The following is a 20,268-nucleotide window of genomic DNA, read 5'->3' on the forward strand; positions in this document are numbered from 1 at the left end:
TAGGTTATGCCGAATTATTTCTTATAATGCATAGCCCGATATAGAAATCATGTATGTCCTTGTGAATCATGGACAACAGCGATTCAAAGCAAAACAAACAACGTTTATAGAAGATATTTAACAAACCCAAGGGTCGTCTAACTCCTGAGTTTACGCAGCTAAAAATTTCAGTTGAATAGAACATATGAACTTAAAAAGAGGAAAACCTTTGATAGATTAGGTAATATTATTAAAGACCATTTTTTTAAAGAAACAAAGCAAAACGATCTGTTCAAGACCGCTCAAAAGGAAACGTTTGATAAAAGGAATATTATGTTAATTGGCGCTTTTGTTTTTTTGGCTGTAGCAATTCTGATGGCTATTTATAGATTTAAAGGAAGTAATCCTACCCTTATCCTTTTAGCTAAAATCTTTTTATATCTTTCCCTGGCTGCTTTTATTAGCCTATTAATGGTGCATGTTCTTAGCTCTGCACCACCAAATTCCAATGAAAAACACAATCTCCCCCTATAAGAACAGGAGAAATGGTGTAGCATGTACGGTAAAAACTAGGGGACCGTTTTCATTTAGTGGAAATTAATACTCCAATTGCATTACCGAAAAATACCAGGATTGAAAAAATGAATATATAAACTACTTCTATCATGATAAATGAACCAATTTTTACCAGGAAAAATAAATATATGAATTGACCGAGTACAATACCAAGATAAGAAGAAATAAACATACGGTTACAAATCAATCCAACAATTAATCCATAACAAAATAGGCAAAAATAATACAAAATGATGTTTTGCATCAATTCTATGTTGAGCAGTGAATTAAAAAAAAACCACAAACAGAGTCCAAAAGAACATCCCACTATAAAATGCCCAACGGTTTTCTTCAAATTCATAGTCCATTTTCATAATGGCACTCACCAAGAGAATATCCCTTTCGCTCATCCCTCTAAGGGGACTAGAGTGCTTTTTTAGCCAACCGATTTAAAATATGTTTGGGAAGCAGCAGCCAATAATGACCCTCGTTTTTCATATGTTCACCTAAAAACGTGGCAAACTTACCTGAACCCCAATAAATATCGCCTCGCATAAATCCCCGAATCGCACCCCCTGTATCTTGCGCGATCATAAGGCGTTGAAATTGCTTTTCATGGGTTTGATTTTTACCTGGTCGTTTCGTGTCCAACCAAAGCGGAGCACCCAGCGGAATCCATTTTTTGTCTACAGCCAAAGAATATCCCGGTGTAAGAGCCATCCCTTGAGCGCCAAGAGCCATGGGTTCCTTTAAATCTTCGAAAAAGACAAAGGACTTATTTTTCTGAATAATTGATTTGGCTTTTTCAGGATGATTCTCTAAATAGCGGATAATCGCGGCTTTAGAAGCATTATGCCGGCTCATGATCCCTTTATTAATCATCACTTTCGCGATTGAAGTGTAAGGTGCACCATTCTCACCTGCATAACCTAAGTATATATTTTCACCATTAGGTAATTGAATAACACCCGAGCCTTCAATCTCTAAGAAAAGCCGTTCAGCGGGACTATGGATCCATGCAATTACCCGTGCCTTTTTCTTAAGCGCTCCATTATCAATTTGCTGGCGAGTGTAGGAAGTTGAATATCTACCCTTGGGTAACCCATAAATAGGCGTATTGTACTTGGTGCTTTTCGTTAAATTCCCTTTGATTTTGGGCATGTAGTAGCCGGTAAATAACCCATGGACGGGTTTTTTTTGTGCAAACTCAATTGGACGAAACCACTTCTCAAAAAATTCTTTTGCTGAATCGTCTGATATTGAATCCAATGCCAAGGCTGCTTTACATGCCGGATGCCAATCTCGAGCTTTCAATTTAATATGTTGGGTCCGGATCGTATGAGATGGGGACTGTTTCAAGAACGTCTCACATGATTTCTGAAAAGCGATTAAAGATTTCTTAACATCTGCAGTATCCCAGCCTGGTAATTCCTCAAACGACACCTTTGTTAGGGCAATATTATGGCTTTTCATAATAACCTCTCTTGGGGTGTGCTTAGGCCGAGAGCTTTCTCTTGCATTAGCAACTGCTTTATGAGCACCCTTAGGTGTCATAGTTGCTACTTTTCCAGCACTCTGATGTGGGCTACTATTTTTTGCCGTAGAGTTCCTTACCGGTTCAGTATTAATAACTTGCTTATTGGGAATATATGGCTTCTCGTGAACCTTAGCTTTCTTATAAAGCGACAGTCCGACCAAACCGAATATAAGGCAACTAATACAGATTATTGTGTAAATTAATTTCCTACTCATAGTGCGCAAGGTTTACATAAGATGAAATTGAAATCAACACTTTTTAACTTTTTTTACACATCAATAGACCATTTTGGTAAAAATTGTCTCTATTTTTATGAAATAAATACAGATAATCTCTTTAAATAGAGGATAAAATTCCTCGAGGACAAGTAAGAAATAAGTACACATTGGGTTATTTAAAACCCAATGTAATCACTTAAGATTTGACATTTTCTACAGCGCTAAACCAGAGATTAATGCCTTCAACTAATGTAGGATGGGCAAACATGACATCACGAAGTTTTTGATAAGTGATGCCTAACTCCATAGCCAATTGGATCACTCCGAGAATTTCGCCCGCTTCAGCACAAAAAATAGAAACACCCAAAATCTGATCGGTTTTTGCATCAATAACAGCCTTTAAAATACCTGTAGTTTCCCCTTGTGTTTTGGCTCTAGGAATAACTGCAGCAGGAATTTTTGCTATTTTTAGAGAGTAGCCCTGGGCAATGGCTTGTGCTTCTGTCATTCCAATACGAGCTAATTCCGGATCCAGAAATACCGTATAAGGAATGAGCCGTCCCTGAATGGAATGCTTATTTTGTGGATTTTGGAGATTATGCTTGACTAAACGATAATCATCTAATGATAAATGGGTAAACTGGGCTCCCCCCTTTACATCACCTAAAGCCCAGATCCCTTTAATATTTGTTTCAAGGTACTCATTTACTTTAATAAAACCCCGTTCATCTAGCTCAACACCCGTTTTATCTAAATTTAATCCTGCTGTATTCGGGAGGCGACCCACAGCAATTAACACATCACTTCCCCGAATTTGTTCAGTGACCCCATTCTGATTGGTATGGATCACGATGTCACCTTTCTCTTCTTGGATACTATCGATTTTGGTATTTAGTGAACAACGAATTCCTTCTTTAGCTAATGTATCTAGAACCTGTTCAGCAATATCCCGGTCTTCTCGTCCCAAAAACTTACTATCCGCTTCTATCACCGTGACATCTGCACCTAAACGACGAAATAACTGGGCAAACTCTAAACCAATATAACCCCCACCGACGATAAGCAAATGTTTAGGAACAGCATCAACATTCATTAAGCTGTCATTGGTATGATATTTGATTTTATCAAGTCCCGGTATAGGCGGAACAAAGGGTAAGGCACCCGTATTAATAAAAATTTGATCGGCAGTAATTTCCACTACTTTTTGATTATCCCGAGGTGAAGAGAGACTCACTTCAATTTTCTTCGGGCCAACAAAATGACCCCGCCCCAATAGAAGATCCATTCCAGAATTTAAAAATTGTTTCAAATTAGCCTCGCGCATAGCATGCACAATTGCATCTTTGCGAGCCCGTATCTCTTTAAAGTCAATAGGTGCCAGAGCAGCCTCTAAACCATAAGCCGATGCAGAACGACAAAAATGGGCAATCTTGGCGGATTGAACCAGTGCTTTTGTGGGGATACATGCCACATTGATGCACGTACCACCAATTTGATTGTCCTCGACCATGGCAACCTTTCGACCTGCCTTTGCTAAATCGACAGCTAGGGTTTTACCACCCTTGCCACCACCTAATACGATCACATCATATTTTAATGTCATGATTTTTCCTATTGCATCAATAAATTACATCCATTAATAAACTATAGAATTAAATTATCCTATTTTGAAATTTCTAACTTAGGCTTGTTATTTAATTGTATAGACATAGTGTTTAGTTCGGTAAAAACTTTTTTAAGAGGTACATCTGAAACTTTAAAGAACCCCGAAAAGGGAAAACTTAAAACCGTAATAGCAGTCATGTAAATAGCGAGAAAAATACATAAAATAATAAGAAATAAGTGTCCCTTTGAAGTGGTTTCAAGTGAATAGATCCCAATTATAAAAAAAGCACCGATAAATATAATTAGGTACCAGGCAGTAGGAATTTGTGAATAAAGCATATTCAAACGAAAATTTCGATTTTCTATTGCCTGGTTGAATGATGAAACTGCATTATTGTAATAGGTGGAGACGATATCTGAAGGTTTAAATTTCAAAGGTTCATCATCCAACCTATCACTTGCTTCTTGTGTTTTTTTACCTTCTTGTCCGCGAGACATAGCCTCTAATTCATCATTTAAAATCGAGGAGATATACTGAGTTAAGTTATTTACAATGCCTTGATGAACCTCAGGAGGAAAAGCCCGTGAACTTTCACCAATAATATATAATTGAGTTGCTTCAGCAGTAACAAATTCAGCAGATTTTTGATGATTAGACCATAGAATATAAACAATAAATCCTAAAAAGATACTGTAAAAGCTACTAATGCTTCCCACAACGTCCATTGCAGTTTCTACGTCTTGTTTATTCTTAGAGATCTTATATCTATAATGAGAAACGGTGTGACTTAACAAGAAAAAAACCAGTAAGAACGTTGGAAAACAATTGTTAATCAAAGCATAAAGCATTGAAAAACTCCTATAAACATTATGTGATTGATTTTTTAATCGTTACCGTGATGCATTAAAGATTTATTCTGTATTTCTAATTCTAGACATAAAATGAATTAGTCGCTTCGTTACTTGCTGATTTTTTTAAAATATAATTTAGCAAATAAGAAATGAAATTATCTTGATAATCTAAATCTGGATTCGGTTTTTGTTTCGATACAAGTTAAGGTATGCTAATTGTTACGGGAGTACAGTGCTCGACTAATTGGCTTTTATGCCATAATTAGAAAAATAATTATGGCATACCGCTATTAATCTCCCTTCTCGAGGGCAAAATTTCCAGTAAGATTGATGGTGCTTATTCCAAAAGAATTGTTACTCGAATTCGTAGTAGAAGAAGAATTATTGTTATTATTACTAAAGTTAAATGTAGAAACGTAACGAAAATCTAAACCAATGGTAGTAAAATCATCAATATAATAATTAAATCCAATGATGCCCTGTGCTGCGAAACCAAAATTTGAGGTATCGAAGCTTTCGTTGACGATTGGCGAACAAGTCCCCAAGGCGATGCATTGTTCATTACTTTGAAATACGGCATGATTCAGAATATCAGCGCCGCCCACACCCACCCCTAAATAGGGTACAAAATTTACATTAGGGTCAGAAGATAGAAAATCATAAAACGCATTGAAGAATCCATACAATCCTATTGTATAACCATTAAAACCTAAGCCCACGTCGACAACCTCAGCAGGACATGTTCCTTCAGGGCCTAAAACGGCGGGACTTATAAGTGTACAAGAGCCTGCAGTTAACTGACCATAGTTATTGATATTAAAAAGAAACTCCCCTTCTAATCGGAAGTTTTGTATTTTATATCCAAGAGAAGCTCCCAACCCGCCTCCGACAGGACCTAATTGTACAGCCCCTACAGTTCCTAACGAAGGAAGTTGGGTCAATGAAAAATCAAGATCAAGATTTGTGGCATGACTCACTTGTCCCAGTAAACCCAAATATAGCCCCTGAACCGGTTCATAACAGAACGCACTGCTACTAGCCGCCAAACCCAATATAAATCCAAATTTAATTATCTGTCTCATTCTATATCCTATATATTAATCCAAAGGACAAAGTGCGATGTTTTCTACACAAGTTGAAAAGGCTATATGAAAACATACTTCCCATGCAAATTTTTTATTTTAAGATGTTGGCAGCTACCTCGAAAACTCTTCTTTGAGCGGAAAATTTATCTTGGAATAACTTAAGCCCCTCTTCACGCATCTTCAGTGCAAATTCAGTAAAATACACATTTAGGGACTCTCTATTTTCCAATTGATATTGAACTGTTAATTGTTCCTGAGTTGTACTTTCATGTTCAGGTTTTAAAATACTTGCTTGAATAAAACCAGGAAGCTGAAGCATTTCTTTAACATGCTTTTTTAGCCATAATTGAAATTGAGGATAAATATCTGCATCAATGACCAAATTTACTTCGTAGATAACCATAACTCTTTCCTAAATTAAGATCGAAATTAAAGCAACATAAAGACACTTCGCTTTTAGGTCAATACGAAGGGTACAATTAAATTGGCTGTTAATCCAGTAAATCAAACAGGATAAGAAATAAAAATTTTTGAGCAGTATTTTTCCCGAAAAATAAAGAATTTACAATTTTTTGAGTAATTCAAACTGCATATGAAGCGATGTGCCAAAGCTCATGAACATCTATTTTTTGAATACCTTTTTCTTTGTTGGAATTCCAAAGGTATATAATTTGCAAAAAAAGCTCGAAATGTGAGATCACTTCAATAGATTTTCAAAACTCCTAACGACCTCGCAAGTGGAAGTCAGATCCGATACCCGCACCTAAAGCGTCCTGAGCACGTTCCACACTTCCCCCTGATCAGTTTAGTAGAGAGCAGGCTGCAAAAGTATGCTGAAAACAAACGAATGCAATAAAGAAGAGCGAAACTAAAAATGAAACAATCATTTTTTCACATGGATTACTATGCTTACTTCTCAACGGTTGACAATGAAATTCCGCTTTTATAGAAGTTAAAGAAGTTAGAGAAGAGGAAGTTGATTTTTGAACCAGGAACCATTTTGCAATTCATAGTTTATTCGTGACCCTTTTAAGAAATCGTTTTTATTAATTTTTAAAATCTGGCATACATTTGGGATGATTTCCATGACGCCAAACGATAAAGGAATTCCATCAGACGTCTCGGAGTTGCTTAAATAATAATTCTGCCAATATTCTTCCAAATAATTTTGCCAATAGAGACTCACTACAGGAAGATTGCTCTGACTTGTATCTAATTTTGCTGTACCTTCCACAATAATTTGACCAAATTCAGGATTTACCAAACAAATGCTTAGATTAGAACACTGATTTAAATGATTCCATTTCGGTGAACGAGTATTAGTAAGAAAAATAAAGGAACCCCTGGGAGTAAAATGATAAAGATCCATAGTTCTAACAGATGGTTGTTGCTTCATGACCGTAGTGACCTGGGCAAATACTTTATTTCTAGGAAAAGAAAACCACTGGTTTAAATAATGTTCAACGGTGTGAATTAATTCTGAAATATCAGTAAGCATAATTTCTTTAATTAAAAATAAAAACACATCATAAAAATAAATACGCATAGAGTCAAAAATTATCTTAACCCGCTGAAAGATAATCAAAAATACAGTGAGATCAAAATAAATGCACTTTTCACAAAAACTACTATACTTTTAAAACTTGGACGAACAGGAATTGAGTGATATGGATGCTATTCAATTAGCACGGGATATACGTTTGAAAAGGACTAGTTCAAATTCACATAGATTTTTTTTCAAACCACAAGACCTATCAAAAGCAAGGGCCCACCCTTTACTTACTTTCTATTTGGAATTGCTCAAAAAAATCAATATCGCTCTTAATAAAAGAGGTGTGCTACATCTGAATGAGCAAAAAAATAATGAATTAAGATTCTTATTGAAATTTAACTTATTAGTTTTTCTGACGGTTACACGACAATTTAATCTCATTGACCACGTGTTTAAAACGCCAGCCTTTATCGCGAGACAACGTCATTCAATGGTTTTTGCTAAAAAAATTCATCGCAATGCAAAACAAAAGAAAAAAAATCGATTAATGGCATTATTTGCACCAAAGATCACAAGTTATCCCTTTGGAAAAAAGAACAATAATCTTCATGATTTATCAGAGATGAATCAGCTAAATAGATCTCATCACTTATCTCCTGAGCTCAAGATTAAAAAAGTAAAAACTCTTGAAGACGAAGTGAATGAATCGATGCTCGAGTACTATGAAGATGAATTGTGTTTTGAGAAATCTCTTCATTCAGCAGGATATGTTCATAATAATTTAACGTTTTTTACAAAATGCGCAAAACAATCTATAAATATAAAAAATCGTCCTTTTATGGCTCAACGGCTCACATTCTTTTCCTCATCGCCTCAGTATAAGCATAGAAAAACCAAGCTATCGGAACTAAGCTTTAATTTAAACGATCAAAAAGAAAATAATATGAGGTGTAACTAAAAGGTTTATTTTTGTAGGATTGTTTCAGCAAAGTTGCAACGCAACAATCCTACAAAAATAAAGAAACGGGGTTTTAAACCGCACATTCAATGCACTCTACTCCCCCCATATAGGGTTTTAAAGCCGGGGGAATGTGAATGGTTCCTTTTTCATCCTGATAATTTTCCATCAAAGCAACTAATGTTCTACCCACTGCAAGCCCAGAGCCATTGAGCGTATGTACCAGCTCAATTTCACGGGTTTGCTCTTGTCTGTAACGCGCTTTCATACGACGTGCCTGGAACGACTCCATATTTGAACACGAGGAGATTTCTCGATAAGTATTTTGACTGGGCAACCAAACCTCCAAGTCATACGTCTTTGCTGAGCTGGGGCTCATATCCCCGGTACAAAGAGTGATAACACGGTAGGGAAGTTCTAAACGTTGCAAAATTGCTTCTGCGTGACTAACCAGTTGCTCCAACGCAGCGTAAGATTCTTCAGGTTTAGTAATCCAAACCAGTTCTACTTTTTCAAACTGATGCTGTCTGATCATTCCTTTGGTATCTTTACCATAAGAACCCGCTTCACTACGAAAACAAGGCGAATGGCATGCATAACGAATAGGCAAAACAGACTCTTCTAAAAGAGTATCACGAACTGTATTGGTGACAGGAATTTCTGCTGTAGGAATCAGATAGTATCCATGCTCCCCAGTTAATTTAAATAAATCTTCTTCGAATTTTGGTAATTGTCCAGTTCCTAGCAAACTATCCGCATTGACAATGTAAGGCACATAAATTTCTTGATAACCATGTTGTTGGGTATGGATATCCAACATAAATTGGATCAAAGCTCGGTGCAATCGAGCTATTTGATTTTTCATAACTACAAACCGACTACCGGTCAGTTTCGCAGCTAAGGAAAAGTCCATTTGGCCTAGATTATCACCCAATTCATCATGGGATTTAACTTCAAAATCAAAAGTTGGAATGTCTCCCCAACGTCTCACTTCCTGGTTATGCCGCTCGTCTTCACCAACGGGAACAGACTCATGGGGTATATTTGGCATCCTTAAAGCAATGGCTTCAATTTGCTCTAGCAAGTCATCTAATTCTTTTTTCTTTTCATCTAACTCTTTAGCAAGACGATTCATGTCTTCGCGCATTGGCTCAATATTTTCACCACGAGCTTTTGCCTCACCAATGCCTTTGGAACGTAAATTACGTTCATTTTGCAATGCCTGCGTTGCAACTTGTAACGCCTTACGTTTTTCTTCTAAAGCAGTAAAAGATGAAACATCAAATTTAAAACCTCGCTTTAATAATTGCGAAGCGACAAATTGAGGATCATCACGTAATAATTGAATGTCTAGCATAGGATATCACTCTAACTTATTAAACCTTCTTAGTTACCTAACAATTCCACGTGTGGATTGATTTAAAGCATCAATCATCAAAACCACTTCAGGACATTCATTTTGCATCAATTCTAATTCAGTAACCGCTTGTTGTACCGTTAATCCCTTGCGGAAAATTATCTTATAAGCACGTCGTAAGCCATCGATCGCTTCAGATGAAAATCCTCTCCGACGCAAACCCACGGTGTTAATGCCACAAGCTGAGGTTGTATCACCAGAAATCATTAGATAAGGTAATACATCTTTACTTACATAAGAAGCTCTAGCAATAAATGCATAGGCGCCCACATGGCAGAATTGATGTACCGCTGCATAACCACCAATATTTGCATAGTCACCGATGGTTACATGCCCTGATAAAGCAGCATAACTTACTAAAATAATTTGATTGCCAATGATGCAATCGTGTCCTACATGTGAATAAGCCATTAAAAAGTTTTTATTACCTATACGAGTAACCCCTCCCCCTTTAACGGTGCCACGACTGATCATACAATATTCACGAATGATATTATCGTCGCCAATTTCTAGCCGAGTTGGTTCGCCTTTATAAGTAATGTCTTGGGGAGCATCCCCGACTGAAGCAAATTGGAAAATTTTATTATTTTTTCCAATCGTGGTTGGTCCTTCAATAATTACATAAGGTCCAATCCAGGTATTTTCACCTATCTCCACGTCAGCCCCAATTACACTGCCAGGACCTACTGATACCCCTTTTGCCAATTTTGCAGTGGGGTGAATTATCGCTCGTTCATCTATCACTTTTGAATTTCCTTTGCAGCACTTAATAAATCCGCGGAACAGGCCAGTTTATCACCCACATAAGCTTCGCCATGCACACGCCAAAATTCTCTTTTTCTTGCTAATATTTTTACTTCCAAGCGTAGCTGATCTCCCGGAGTAACTACATGTTTAAATTTTGCATTATCTATACCCGCAAAAAAATGCAAAATACCATAATTTTCTTCGGGTGTTTGAGATAATCCCGCTAAAAGTCCGCTCGCCTGGGCCAATGCTTCAAGCATTAAAACTCCTGGCATAATTGGATTTTCTGGGAAATGGCCAGAAAAAAAATTCTCGTTAATTGTGACATTTTTTATCGCCGTCAAACAATCAAATGGAGTGTAATCTAACACCCTGTCTACCAAAATCATTGGGTAGCGGTGGGGTAATATACTAAAAATCTGTTTTATATCTACAGGTTCACTCATACGCAGTTTCTCGCTTAAATAAGTATGCTTAGCATGGTCCAAAAGTGAGGTCAAAAAAAAAACCATTATCCTAATTTAAAAGGTTCAAATCAATTGCTAATGTTAAAAACAAATGCTCATTCAATACTACTTAATTTTTTCTCTAAAGCACCAAGCTTTATTATATAATCGTCCAATCTTCGAAATCGGGCTGCATTCCGACGCCAACGCCGGTGCTCATGTACTAAAGTTCCAGAAGAATAAATTCCAGATTTGGCAAGCGATTTACTTACAGTTGACATACCTGTAATCACTACGTCATCTGCCAAATGGACATGAGCTGCAATACAACTAGCACCGCCAATGATACAATCAGCACCAATTCGCGCATAAGCACCTATAGCAGCACAACCCGCAATTATGGTATTTTTACCTACCAACACATCGTGTGCAACCTGAACTAGATTATCAATACAAACCCCCTCCGCTAAATAAGTATCACTTAAAGAACCTCGGTCAATTACCGTATTAGCTCCTACGTGCACATTATTTTCAATAATAACAGCACCAACGCTATGGCCTTGTTGCCAGTGCCCTTGTGCCTTTAAATAATTGAATGGAGACGCGCCAATGACGCAGCCAGCATTTAGAACCACAGAGGCGCCCAACTGACAACCTGAATGGATTATTACTTGATGTCCAATTCTACTGCGTTCCCCTATTCGGACCAAAGATTCAATAACAGTGTGAGCTCCAATCGTAACTCCATCCGCTATATGAGCGTCCGCACCTATCACGCTGTGAGGACCTATCGATACCTTTTGACCTAATTGAACCGATGGGTGAATTATGGCAGTAGGATCAATCCCAGAGATTGGAGTGTTGGGTGCTGATAAAAGCTGGGAAGCTTGCATCATCGCTTGTAAGGGATGAGCCACGACAATACAGTTACCCTTGTATAAATGCTGATGTTCCGCTTTGAGTAAGACTGCCCCTGCTGATGTAGTATCTAGAGCCTTGCGTACTATGGTGTTATCATAATAAGCGACATCTTTTGACGTAGCACGACTAAGAGAAGTAAAACAAAAAATGGCGTGATCCGCATTTCCATGCCACACGCCATTTAAAAGATTCGCAAGTTCTGCTAAAGTCAGCAAGTTATTCGCCGAATTAGTTAATTGCTTTAACAACTTTATCAGTTACATCAAGAGTTGTTGCACTGAAAGGAGCTGCATCTTTTTGTACAATAAGGTCGTATTTGTCATCTTTAGCAACTTTTGCAATAGCTGCACGCACTTTAGCATACAATGCTTCCATTGCTTCATTATTTGCAGTACTTAATTCTTGTTGATATTGTTGACCATCACGCTCAAATTGTTGTTGTGCACTAACAATTTTCTTTTCTATTTCTTTCTTTTGGGTAGCGCTTAGGACTGCACTATCACGCTTGAATTTTTCCATATCCGCTTTGATACCTGCTTCAACGGCTACAAGTTTATCGCGACGGGGTTTAAATTCTTTTTCCAGTTTCTTTTGGATTTCTTTTATTTGACTGGAGGTTTGCATGATCTTTTGTAGATCAACTACTCCAATTTTTGCTGTATCAGCAAATACGTTTGCCCCAAACACGCTGAAAACAAGGGCCATTATGACCAGACCTAACCGCTTCATAACTAATCTCCTAAATTAAAGAGCATGATGCTAGCATAATTCGAAATAGGTTGCGATATATACAGCATGATTTTCTATAATTTTGTAATAAACAAGAAATTCTAGTTAACCTCACACTCATTTGTGAGCATGAGGCTAAAAAATTTCGTTTAAAATCCTGAAGATAAAGCAAATTGGAAGACTTGCGTTTGATCGAATTGCTGAGGATTCAGTGCCTTAGCCAAGCTAAATGCCAAGGGTCCAAATGGAGAGCGCCATTCAAGCGAAAGACCTGCTGAGTATCGTAACGGACCTTCATATTTTCCAGTTAAGGTAGGTAAGGTATTCACCCCAAAGACGTTACCCGCATCAACAAAAACTGTTGTACGTACGTTATCTCGGCTTAAAGGATATGGGAGTATAATTCCTGCAGTTCCAGTAAGTAATAAGTTACCTCCTACAGAATTACGGTAATTGTCTAATGGACCTAAAGAGAAACTGTCATATCCGCGCACTTGGCCAGGCTGGGCAGTACCCCCCGCATAATAATTCTCGAAAAATGGCAATCCCTTATTGTTAAATGAATTTCCATAGCCTGCAAACCCTTGCAACGAGAAGATCCATCCTCGTGTTATAGGCTGATACAAGCGCGCTTGATAAGACCCTTTATAGTAGGACAAGGAGTTCGAACTAGCCGGCAATGCAATTACGCCAGAAAGTTGTTGGTTGATGCCTCTAGTAGGGTATGGAAATTGGTCATAGCTGTTTCGATTCCATCCTGTAGATAAACGAATTTCTTGAAAATGAGTTCCATACATTTGCACAAAATTCTTGATAGGTACTACATTACCCACGCTTTTGATTTCTACATCCTGATAGCCATAACCCAATTGCCATCTGCTTGTTTCACCAAGAGGGATACTATAATTCACGTCACCGCCGAAACGGTTGGAATTGTATGTACTAACATTAAGGTTTCTGGGATCGACGCGAGCATAATAAAGATTGAGGCCGCGGCCTATGCCTGTATCAGTATAAAAAGGATTATAGTAATTAATCGTGTAATCTTGTCCCCATTTACTTGCCGTAAATGCAGCTCCCATGGAGCGCCCTGTACCCATAAAGTTGTGTTGGTTTACTGAAGCATTCAATTGATAACCATTGGTACCATAGCCAATGGAAGCACTTGCCTCAGCAGAAGGCGCTTCTTCTACTTGTACATCTAAATCAACCTGGTTGTTTGCTTCAGGTACCGGGGTAGTTTTTACATCAACATTTTTTAAATACCCTAATAAGCGCAATTGTCTTTCAGATTCTTTGATATTATGAAGCGATAATAATCCCCCTTCATCCTGGCGAATGACACTTCTCAATACATAATCACTTGTTTTTGTATTGCCATGGAATTTAATACGGCGAACGTATACATGCCGACCTGGCTGTACAATAAAATTAATGAATACTGTTTTGTTCTCTTCATCGATTTGCGGGTCCGCATTAATGGCAGGGAATCCGTAACCGATATCTCCTAAAGCCAAGCCAATAGCAGAAATTGAATCCGTCACTTTTTTACGTGAGAAAACAGCACCTTGTTTAACTTGAATGAGCGAATTAACTTTTTCTGGCGGCAATATCGGTTTGCCTACTACTTTATAGCCTGAAAAATGATATTGGGGTCCTTCTTCAATATGAACGTTGATGTAAACGTCTTTTCTATCTGGTGATAACAATACTTGTGAGGATATAATTTTAAACTTCAAATAACCTCTATCCATATAGAAGGAGCGCAATGCCTCTAAAGACGCATCCATACCTGACTTGGAATACTGATCTTTTTTAGTAAAATAAGTGAAAATGCTGGATTTTGATAAAGCAAACTCTGGTAATAATTCGTTTGTAGAGAAATCGTGATTGCCTATTATTTTGATTTGTTTAATTCGTGAGACACGCCCCTCAGAAATCGTAACGGTAATACCCACTCTGTTATCAGTTAAAGGACTAACTCGAGTTTCTATACGCGCGTTGTATTTTCCTCTGGCGTTATAGGCTTGCTTTAATTCTTTCTCCAAACGCTCTAAAGTGGATGTTTGAAATACTCGCCCTTTGGCTAAGCCTAAGTCCTTAAGGAATTCTTTCATCTTGTCGCTAGGAATTTCTTTATTTCCTACAACACTAATTGAACCTATGGTTGCCCGTTCCACCACATTGACAATTAAAGTATTGCCTTGTCGCTCCAAGGAAACAGACTGGAAAAAACCAGTATCATAAAGAGTTCGAATAATCTCAGCAGTTGATTCAGGGCTTATTTCCTCTCCCACTTGAACGGGAATATAGTTGAGTACTGTTCCAGTGGTGACACGTTGCAAACCTGTAACTTTAATACTTCGCACAACAAAAGTATCGGCTGCTATTGTTTGTGAAGACCAGGCTATGAGCGAGGAACAACAAACACCTAATATAAATTTACTGCTGATTTTTTTCATTATTATTTTACGCCCAGTACTACGTGTACTTTACTCAAACTCTGTACACCGAAAATTGAAACACTTTTTATAGGAAGTAGAAACTACTGTCAAGTTTTTGTTCCCTGACTTTGCCAATACTTTGCTATTGGGATCTGATTCACACTCACTTATCCTGCAAGTCTTGATAAGTCGTTTGATAAAGCAATAAACATAAGCGCTGCCAATAGCAATAATCCTAGATAGGCTCCTGCAGATTTTAAACCATCGGATAAGGGCTTACGTCGGATCGTTTCAAGTAGATAATAAAACAAATGTCCCCCATCGAGCATGGGAATGGGCAATAAATTTAATGCTCCTAAGCTGATGCTCACTAAAGCCAGGAAAAATAAGTAGGAGGCTAATCCACTTCGTCCAGAATCCCCTGCCCCCTGAGCAATCCCTACTGGACCACTTATATTATTTAATCCAAGCTTGCCAGTAACCAACCTCCCCATCAAAGTAAATGTGGTACCGGTCAATTGTACTGTTTGTTTTAATGCAGTACCTACGGCTGTTAAAGGATCTTGTCGTTCCAAACGCAACCAATGTGCAGGCCATTGGACTTTTTGGGATCGTACACCTAAAAATCCTTCAATTTTATCTTTATTTTTTTGGCTTCCTGTGTGGACAATTACTTTATGTATATGGCCTTTCCTATTTACAGATAAAGTTAACTGTTTGTCTGGGCGTGTCTGAACGTAATCAACTAAAAATAACCAGTCGTTAAACGGTTTACCATCGACGCTCAATATCTTATCGCCATTTTCTAATCCTGCTTTTGCTGCCGGAGAATTAGGAACAACCTCTCCCACTATTGGAGGGATTGAAGGAATAAAGGGTTCAATACCTAGGCTTTGCAGAGCATCTGGTTTTTTACTATCTATTTTCCAATTAGTTAAAGGCAAAGAAACTGTATGAATATGCCCATCAACCAAAGACTTCAATGTTAATTGTATTGTTTCCTGAGAACCAACAAGAGGCATGATCGCATATTGAAAATCACGCCAGCTGTTTATTTTTGTATCATTCAGCGCGATGATTTCTTCCTTCGCTTTTAATCCTGCTTGTCCCGCAATACTATTAGGTTTTACTGATTCAATCATCGGTGCCAAAGATTGCATTCCGATAACCAATACCCACCATAAAGCGACAAACGCAAAAAGAAAATTAAAAAACGGACCTGCAAGAACAATTGCAGCTCGTTTCCAAATAGATTGATTATTAAATGCTAAATGTCGCTCGTTCTCCGGAACTTCTCCCTCGGATTCATCTAACATTTTGACATAGCCACCAAGAGGAAATAAGGACCAGGCATATTCGGTTCCTTTCTTATCACACCAACGAGCCAAAATGGGGCCAAAACCAAAAGAAAAACGTAGTACTTTAACGCCGCACCAACGCGCCACTTGAAAATGGCCATACTCATGTACTGTAACTAATAAGACTAAGGCCAAAAGAAAATACAGCAATGTTGAAAGCATAGTGCTATCCCAAATGAAGTAATACTCGAGAATTATTCTCCCAGAATTCTCCGGCCCTAGAATAAAGTGCTTTTACTAGCACATTCGCGAAAAAAACGTCCTGTTTTATCGATTTATAAGCTCGGAATGGTTTGAATAACCCATATTAAGTAGTTACAAAGTTAGTCCGAAATAAAATAAAGGTAAAGCTGCAATTAAACTGTCCAAACGGTCTAAAATACCCCCATGACCAGGTATAATAGCGCCTGTGTCCTTTAAATGACAACGACGCTTTAATATACTGATGAATAAATCACCAAAGATCGCAATAATTATAGTACATAAGGCTAAAATGAACCAATGAACACCGGCAACTGGATGAAAATAACTATAGCCAGCCCAGGCAATTAACATCGACATAACAACGCCACCAACAACCCCCTCCCAAGACTTTCCAGGGCTAACTTGAGGAATTAACTTATGTTTCCCCATAAGTTTTCCGCTAAGATAAGCGCCTGTATCTGAAACCCAGATTAAAAATAACAAATAAACCAGGAATGCTTTACCATTCGCTAAAGAATATAAATGAATAAGACTTTGAGCGAATAAAGGGAGGAGTATTAAACATACAGCTGCGACAATGCCAGGGTATCCCCAGTATTTCTGTGATCCTGGAAAACTAAGAATGGCAAGAATATTCAATGCCCAAATAATTAATCCAGCATATAACCAATAGGAAAAAAAATAACCACAAGCCCATAAACACACCAGCATCAATACCATAAATCCAACTTTCAACTGCCAATTCTCTAAAGGGATCAGTTGAAAACACTCTCTTGCTGCAGCAAGAAAAATTACCAAAACGATACTCAACAAAAGCCATTGATTACCATAAAAAATAAGCGATAAAACCAAAGGTACTAAAATGAGGGTTGTAATCAAACGTTGTAAGAACATCTCTTGGTCCTTAAAGTTAGGATCTGTTTACATTTCTATCAATGTAATTAGTCTCTAGAGTTATTAGGAAATTTGCCCAAATCTTCTTTTTCTTTTATTAAAGGCAGCCAAGGCCAATTCAAATTCATGCTCACCAAAATCTGGCCAATGTATTTCAGTAAAATAAAGCTCTGTATAGGCAAGCTGCCAAAGGAAAAAATTACTAATTCGTAACTCACCGCTGGTACGAATAAATAAATCCGGATCAGGTAATCCTACTGTGTCTAAATACTGAGCAAAACAGGTTTCATTTATATCATCAACGTTCAATTCACCATTTAAAACCGCTTTGGTTATTTTTTTTGCGGCATTTACCAAATCCCACTTACCACCATAATTAACAACCACATTAAGAATTAATTGTTCATTTTTTGCGGTCAAAAATTCTGCTTCCCGCATTTGTTTTTGCAATACTGGTGAAAGTAAATCTCGGTCCCCAGTAAATCGTAAGTGAATCCCGTGTTGATCCAATTCAGGAAGTTCCTTTCTTAATGACTCGAGAAACAATTCCATTAAAAAATTAACTTCTTCAACAGGCCGAGACCAATTTTCTGAACTAAAAGCAAATAAACTAAGACAAGGAATACCTTTAGTCATACAACAACGAATCATTTTCTTTACTGATTCAACACCCGCTTTATGACCTTCTATACGCGGTAACCCTCGACTTTCAGCCCAACGACCGTTTCCATCCATAATAATGGCAACATGCTGAGGAATTTTTTGTTCCAAAACTACTCTTCCCAATCTAATAAATGGTGCATAGTCTAACCTCTTTAATACAAAAATGTCACTACTGATAGGAGGAACGATCGAAGTAAAGAGGTACTAAATTTTCCATGGCCTTAACATTGTATAGGACTTGGTTCATCCTATTTCGATCAAGCATTCCTTAATCTAGACAAGAAGCTAATCGTGACATTTCAGTCAAATGTTTCTCGATGTTTTACGAGGGTTATCTGTTTTACTTTAAGCTTGGTGAAAAAAATCCACTCTGGAGGTGTTTTATTTCTTCAAGAAACATGACAGAAGTCGAGAGAATGGATTACGAAATATTTATTAAGTAAGGTATAATTCGTCCATAAAATTTGGATTGCGTCCTGGAGGACTTCATGCAAAAAAAAGCAACCTTGTTGCTCATGATCTTAGATGGCTGGGGGTATAACGAAAATAATAAATATAATGCGATTGCCCAAGCCAACACACCACAATGGGACGAATGGTGGAAAAATTGCCCTCATATTCTTGTGCAAGCATCCGGATTTGCAGTAGGTTTACCTGATGCGCAAATGGGCAATTCCGAAGTTGGACACATGCATATTGGCGCAGGCAGAGTGATACAACAAGATTTCACACGAATCAATGAGAGTATAAATCATGGAGAGTTCGCCAAAAATCCTGTTTTTCACGAGGTAATTCCAACATTACAAAAAACCGGGAAATCATTGCATCTTATGGGATTATTTTCTCCAGGGGGAGTCCACAGCCATGAACACCATCTGTTTGCCTTGCTCGACTTATGTGCCCAGCTAAAATTTACTTCCGTTTATTTACATTTATTTTTAGATGGACGAGATACGCCCCCCCAAAGTGCATTACAAAGTTTAGAGCGCCTCAAAACAAAGTTAAAAATACATCCGGTAGCTCGAATATGCTCGATTAGTGGACGCTACTATGCGATGGACAGAGACAACCGCTGGGAAAGGTTAGAGCCCGTCTATACTTTATTAACTCAAGGCAACAGCGAACATCATTTTGAGGATGCAGAAACAGCAATAAAGTCTTATTATCAACAAAATCTTTCGGATGAGTTCATCCCCCCTACTCTTATTGGAGAGAAAAAAGTAATTGAAGATGGTGATACCGTCTTATTTTTTAATTTCCGTGCCGACAGAGCTCGACAATTAACCACCGCTTTTATTGATCCAACGTTTAAAAAATTTAATCGAGCAGTGCAACCCCAATTATCCTATTTTGTCAGTATGACTCAATACGATAAAAATTTACCAACCACCCAAGTCTTTCCTCCTATTCCTTTAAATAATACTTTAGGAGAAGTGCTTTCGGCTCATGGCCTAAGTCAATTACGCATTGCAGAAACGGAAAAATATGCTCACGTAACTTTTTTCTTTAACGGTGGAAATGAGAATATTTTTACTAATGAAGAACGGATTTTAATTCCCTCTCCTCAAGTCGCTACCTATGACTTGCAACCTGAAATGAGCGCCCCTCAATTGACAGATCGTTTGGTAGAGGCAATTAATAGCCAGGATTATGATGTGATTATTTGCAACTACGCCAATGCGGACATGGTAGGTCATAGCGGAGATTTTAATGCCACAATTCGTGCAATCGAATGTCTTGATCAATGCATGAGTAAAGTTTGGCAGGCACTAGCTAGGCAAGGAGGAAAATTACTCATTACGGCTGATCATGGCAATGCCGAGGAAATGTTTGACGAAACAACACATCAAGCACATACAGCTCATACGAGTGATCCAGTCCCATTAGTATACGTGGGAGGTAATTGGCATTTTACTCAAAGTGAAGGAAACTTGATTGATATCGCCCCAACTATTTTGGGCTTGCTAGGTATTACTCCCCCGGCAGAAATGACAGGTCATCAATTGTTAGAAAAAAATACTCATGAATAAACGGAATAACAAAATTTCTTTTAATTTATGTCTCGCGGATGTAAAAAAGTACTGCTTACACAACCCAAAACCAATCGCACAAAAATTAAAAGGCAATCAATCTCTTTGGCAACAGGGTTTTGAGAATGAGATTA

At 37.8% G+C, this 20,268-nt stretch carries 18 protein-coding genes; 3 read left to right on the forward strand and 15 right to left on the reverse strand.

Features of this window, described 5'->3' with window-relative positions:
• Positions 1 to 312 precede the first annotated feature (312 nt).
• Complete coding sequence (locus ACWTE2_RS32465; protein ID WP_454786016.1) at positions 313 to 513, forward strand: DUF1328 domain-containing protein; 201 nt, start codon at positions 313 to 315, stop codon at positions 511 to 513.
• Between the two features lie 444 nt (positions 514 to 957).
• Here ACWTE2_RS32465 and mltA read toward each other — a convergent pair whose 3' ends face one another.
• The 6 genes from mltA to ACWTE2_RS32495 all read right to left on the reverse strand — a co-directional run bounded on the left by mltA (position 958) and on the right by ACWTE2_RS32495 (position 7,377).
• Positions 958 to 2,232, reverse strand: coding sequence for a murein transglycosylase A (gene mltA / locus ACWTE2_RS32470; RefSeq protein WP_370530124.1), 1,275 nt, complete (start codon positions 2,230 to 2,232; stop codon positions 958 to 960).
• Between the two features lie 253 nt (positions 2,233 to 2,485).
• The gene (locus tag ACWTE2_RS32475; RefSeq protein WP_454786017.1) at positions 2,486 to 3,892 is read right to left on the reverse strand and encodes a mercuric reductase; all 1,407 of its coding nucleotides are present in this window, start codon (positions 3,890 to 3,892) and stop codon (positions 2,486 to 2,488) included.
• A gap of 59 nt (positions 3,893 to 3,951) precedes the next feature.
• Complete coding sequence (locus tag ACWTE2_RS32480; protein WP_454786018.1) at positions 3,952 to 4,743, reverse strand: bestrophin-like domain; 792 nt, start codon at positions 4,741 to 4,743, stop codon at positions 3,952 to 3,954.
• A gap of 293 nt (positions 4,744 to 5,036) precedes the next feature.
• Positions 5,037 to 5,828 (reverse strand): outer membrane beta-barrel protein, encoded by a 792-nt coding sequence (locus ACWTE2_RS32485; protein WP_454786019.1) that lies wholly within the window; start codon positions 5,826 to 5,828, stop codon positions 5,037 to 5,039.
• Positions 5,829 to 5,922: 94 nt separating this feature from the next.
• Positions 5,923 to 6,234: a DUF4286 family protein gene (locus ACWTE2_RS32490; protein WP_454786020.1), complete on the reverse strand. Its 312-nt coding sequence runs from the start codon at positions 6,232 to 6,234 to the stop codon at positions 5,923 to 5,925.
• A 558-nt stretch (positions 6,235 to 6,792) separates the two neighbouring features.
• Complete coding sequence (locus ACWTE2_RS32495; RefSeq protein ID WP_454786021.1) at positions 6,793 to 7,377, reverse strand: pyridoxamine 5'-phosphate oxidase family protein; 585 nt, start codon at positions 7,375 to 7,377, stop codon at positions 6,793 to 6,795.
• Between the two features lie 289 nt (positions 7,378 to 7,666).
• On the opposite strand from ACWTE2_RS32495, the gene ACWTE2_RS32500 reads away from it, so the two are divergent.
• A complete protein-coding gene (locus tag ACWTE2_RS32500; RefSeq protein WP_454786022.1) occupies positions 7,667 to 8,281 on the forward strand; it encodes a hypothetical protein in 615 nt (204 codons plus the stop codon).
• Between the two features lie 73 nt (positions 8,282 to 8,354).
• Here the strand turns inward: ACWTE2_RS32500 and serS are convergent, their stop codons facing one another.
• The 9 genes from serS to ACWTE2_RS32545 form a co-directional block, all read right to left on the reverse strand.
• Positions 8,355 to 9,638 (reverse strand): serine--tRNA ligase, encoded by a 1,284-nt coding sequence (gene serS / locus ACWTE2_RS32505; RefSeq protein ID WP_182391446.1) that lies wholly within the window; start codon positions 9,636 to 9,638, stop codon positions 8,355 to 8,357.
• A gap of 33 nt (positions 9,639 to 9,671) precedes the next feature.
• Positions 9,672 to 10,442: an acyl-ACP--UDP-N-acetylglucosamine O-acyltransferase gene (gene lpxA, locus ACWTE2_RS32510; RefSeq protein ID WP_454786023.1), complete on the reverse strand. Its 771-nt coding sequence runs from the start codon at positions 10,440 to 10,442 to the stop codon at positions 9,672 to 9,674.
• On the reverse strand, positions 10,439 to 10,891 hold the full coding sequence (gene fabZ, locus ACWTE2_RS32515; RefSeq protein WP_182391448.1) for a 3-hydroxyacyl-ACP dehydratase FabZ: 453 nt from the start codon (positions 10,889 to 10,891) through the stop codon (positions 10,439 to 10,441). The genes lpxA and fabZ overlap by 4 nt, the downstream gene beginning before the upstream one ends.
• Positions 10,892 to 11,007: 116 nt before the next feature.
• Positions 11,008 to 12,027, reverse strand: a complete 1,020-nt coding sequence (lpxD, locus tag ACWTE2_RS32520; RefSeq protein WP_454786024.1) for a UDP-3-O-(3-hydroxymyristoyl)glucosamine N-acyltransferase — start codon at positions 12,025 to 12,027, stop codon at positions 11,008 to 11,010.
• Positions 12,028 to 12,040: 13 nt separating this feature from the next.
• Complete coding sequence (locus ACWTE2_RS32525; protein WP_182391450.1) at positions 12,041 to 12,541, reverse strand: OmpH/Skp family outer membrane protein; 501 nt, start codon at positions 12,539 to 12,541, stop codon at positions 12,041 to 12,043.
• A 149-nt stretch (positions 12,542 to 12,690) separates the two neighbouring features.
• A complete protein-coding gene (bamA, locus tag ACWTE2_RS32530; RefSeq protein WP_454786025.1) occupies positions 12,691 to 15,003 on the reverse strand; it encodes an outer membrane protein assembly factor BamA in 2,313 nt (770 codons plus the stop codon).
• A 149-nt stretch (positions 15,004 to 15,152) separates the two neighbouring features.
• Entirely contained in the window at positions 15,153 to 16,505 is a 1,353-nt protein-coding gene (gene rseP / locus ACWTE2_RS32535) for an RIP metalloprotease RseP (RefSeq protein ID WP_454786026.1), read from the reverse strand.
• Between the two features lie 153 nt (positions 16,506 to 16,658).
• Positions 16,659 to 17,441 carry a phosphatidate cytidylyltransferase gene (locus tag ACWTE2_RS32540; protein WP_182391453.1) on the reverse strand — a complete coding sequence of 261 codons (783 nt, stop codon included), beginning with the start codon at positions 17,439 to 17,441 and terminating at the stop codon, positions 16,659 to 16,661.
• Between the two features lie 63 nt (positions 17,442 to 17,504).
• Positions 17,505 to 18,212 carry an isoprenyl transferase gene (locus ACWTE2_RS32545; protein WP_182391454.1) on the reverse strand — a complete coding sequence of 236 codons (708 nt, stop codon included), beginning with the start codon at positions 18,210 to 18,212 and terminating at the stop codon, positions 17,505 to 17,507.
• Positions 18,213 to 18,592: 380 nt separating this feature from the next.
• Here ACWTE2_RS32545 and gpmI point away from each other — a divergent pair, with 380 nt between their 5' ends.
• Positions 18,593 to 20,134: a 2,3-bisphosphoglycerate-independent phosphoglycerate mutase gene (gene gpmI / locus ACWTE2_RS32550; RefSeq protein ID WP_182391455.1), complete on the forward strand. Its 1,542-nt coding sequence runs from the start codon at positions 18,593 to 18,595 to the stop codon at positions 20,132 to 20,134.
• The last annotated feature ends 134 nt before the right edge of the window (positions 20,135 to 20,268 follow it).

This window comes from Legionella nigrisilvae, from assembly GCF_977063395.2.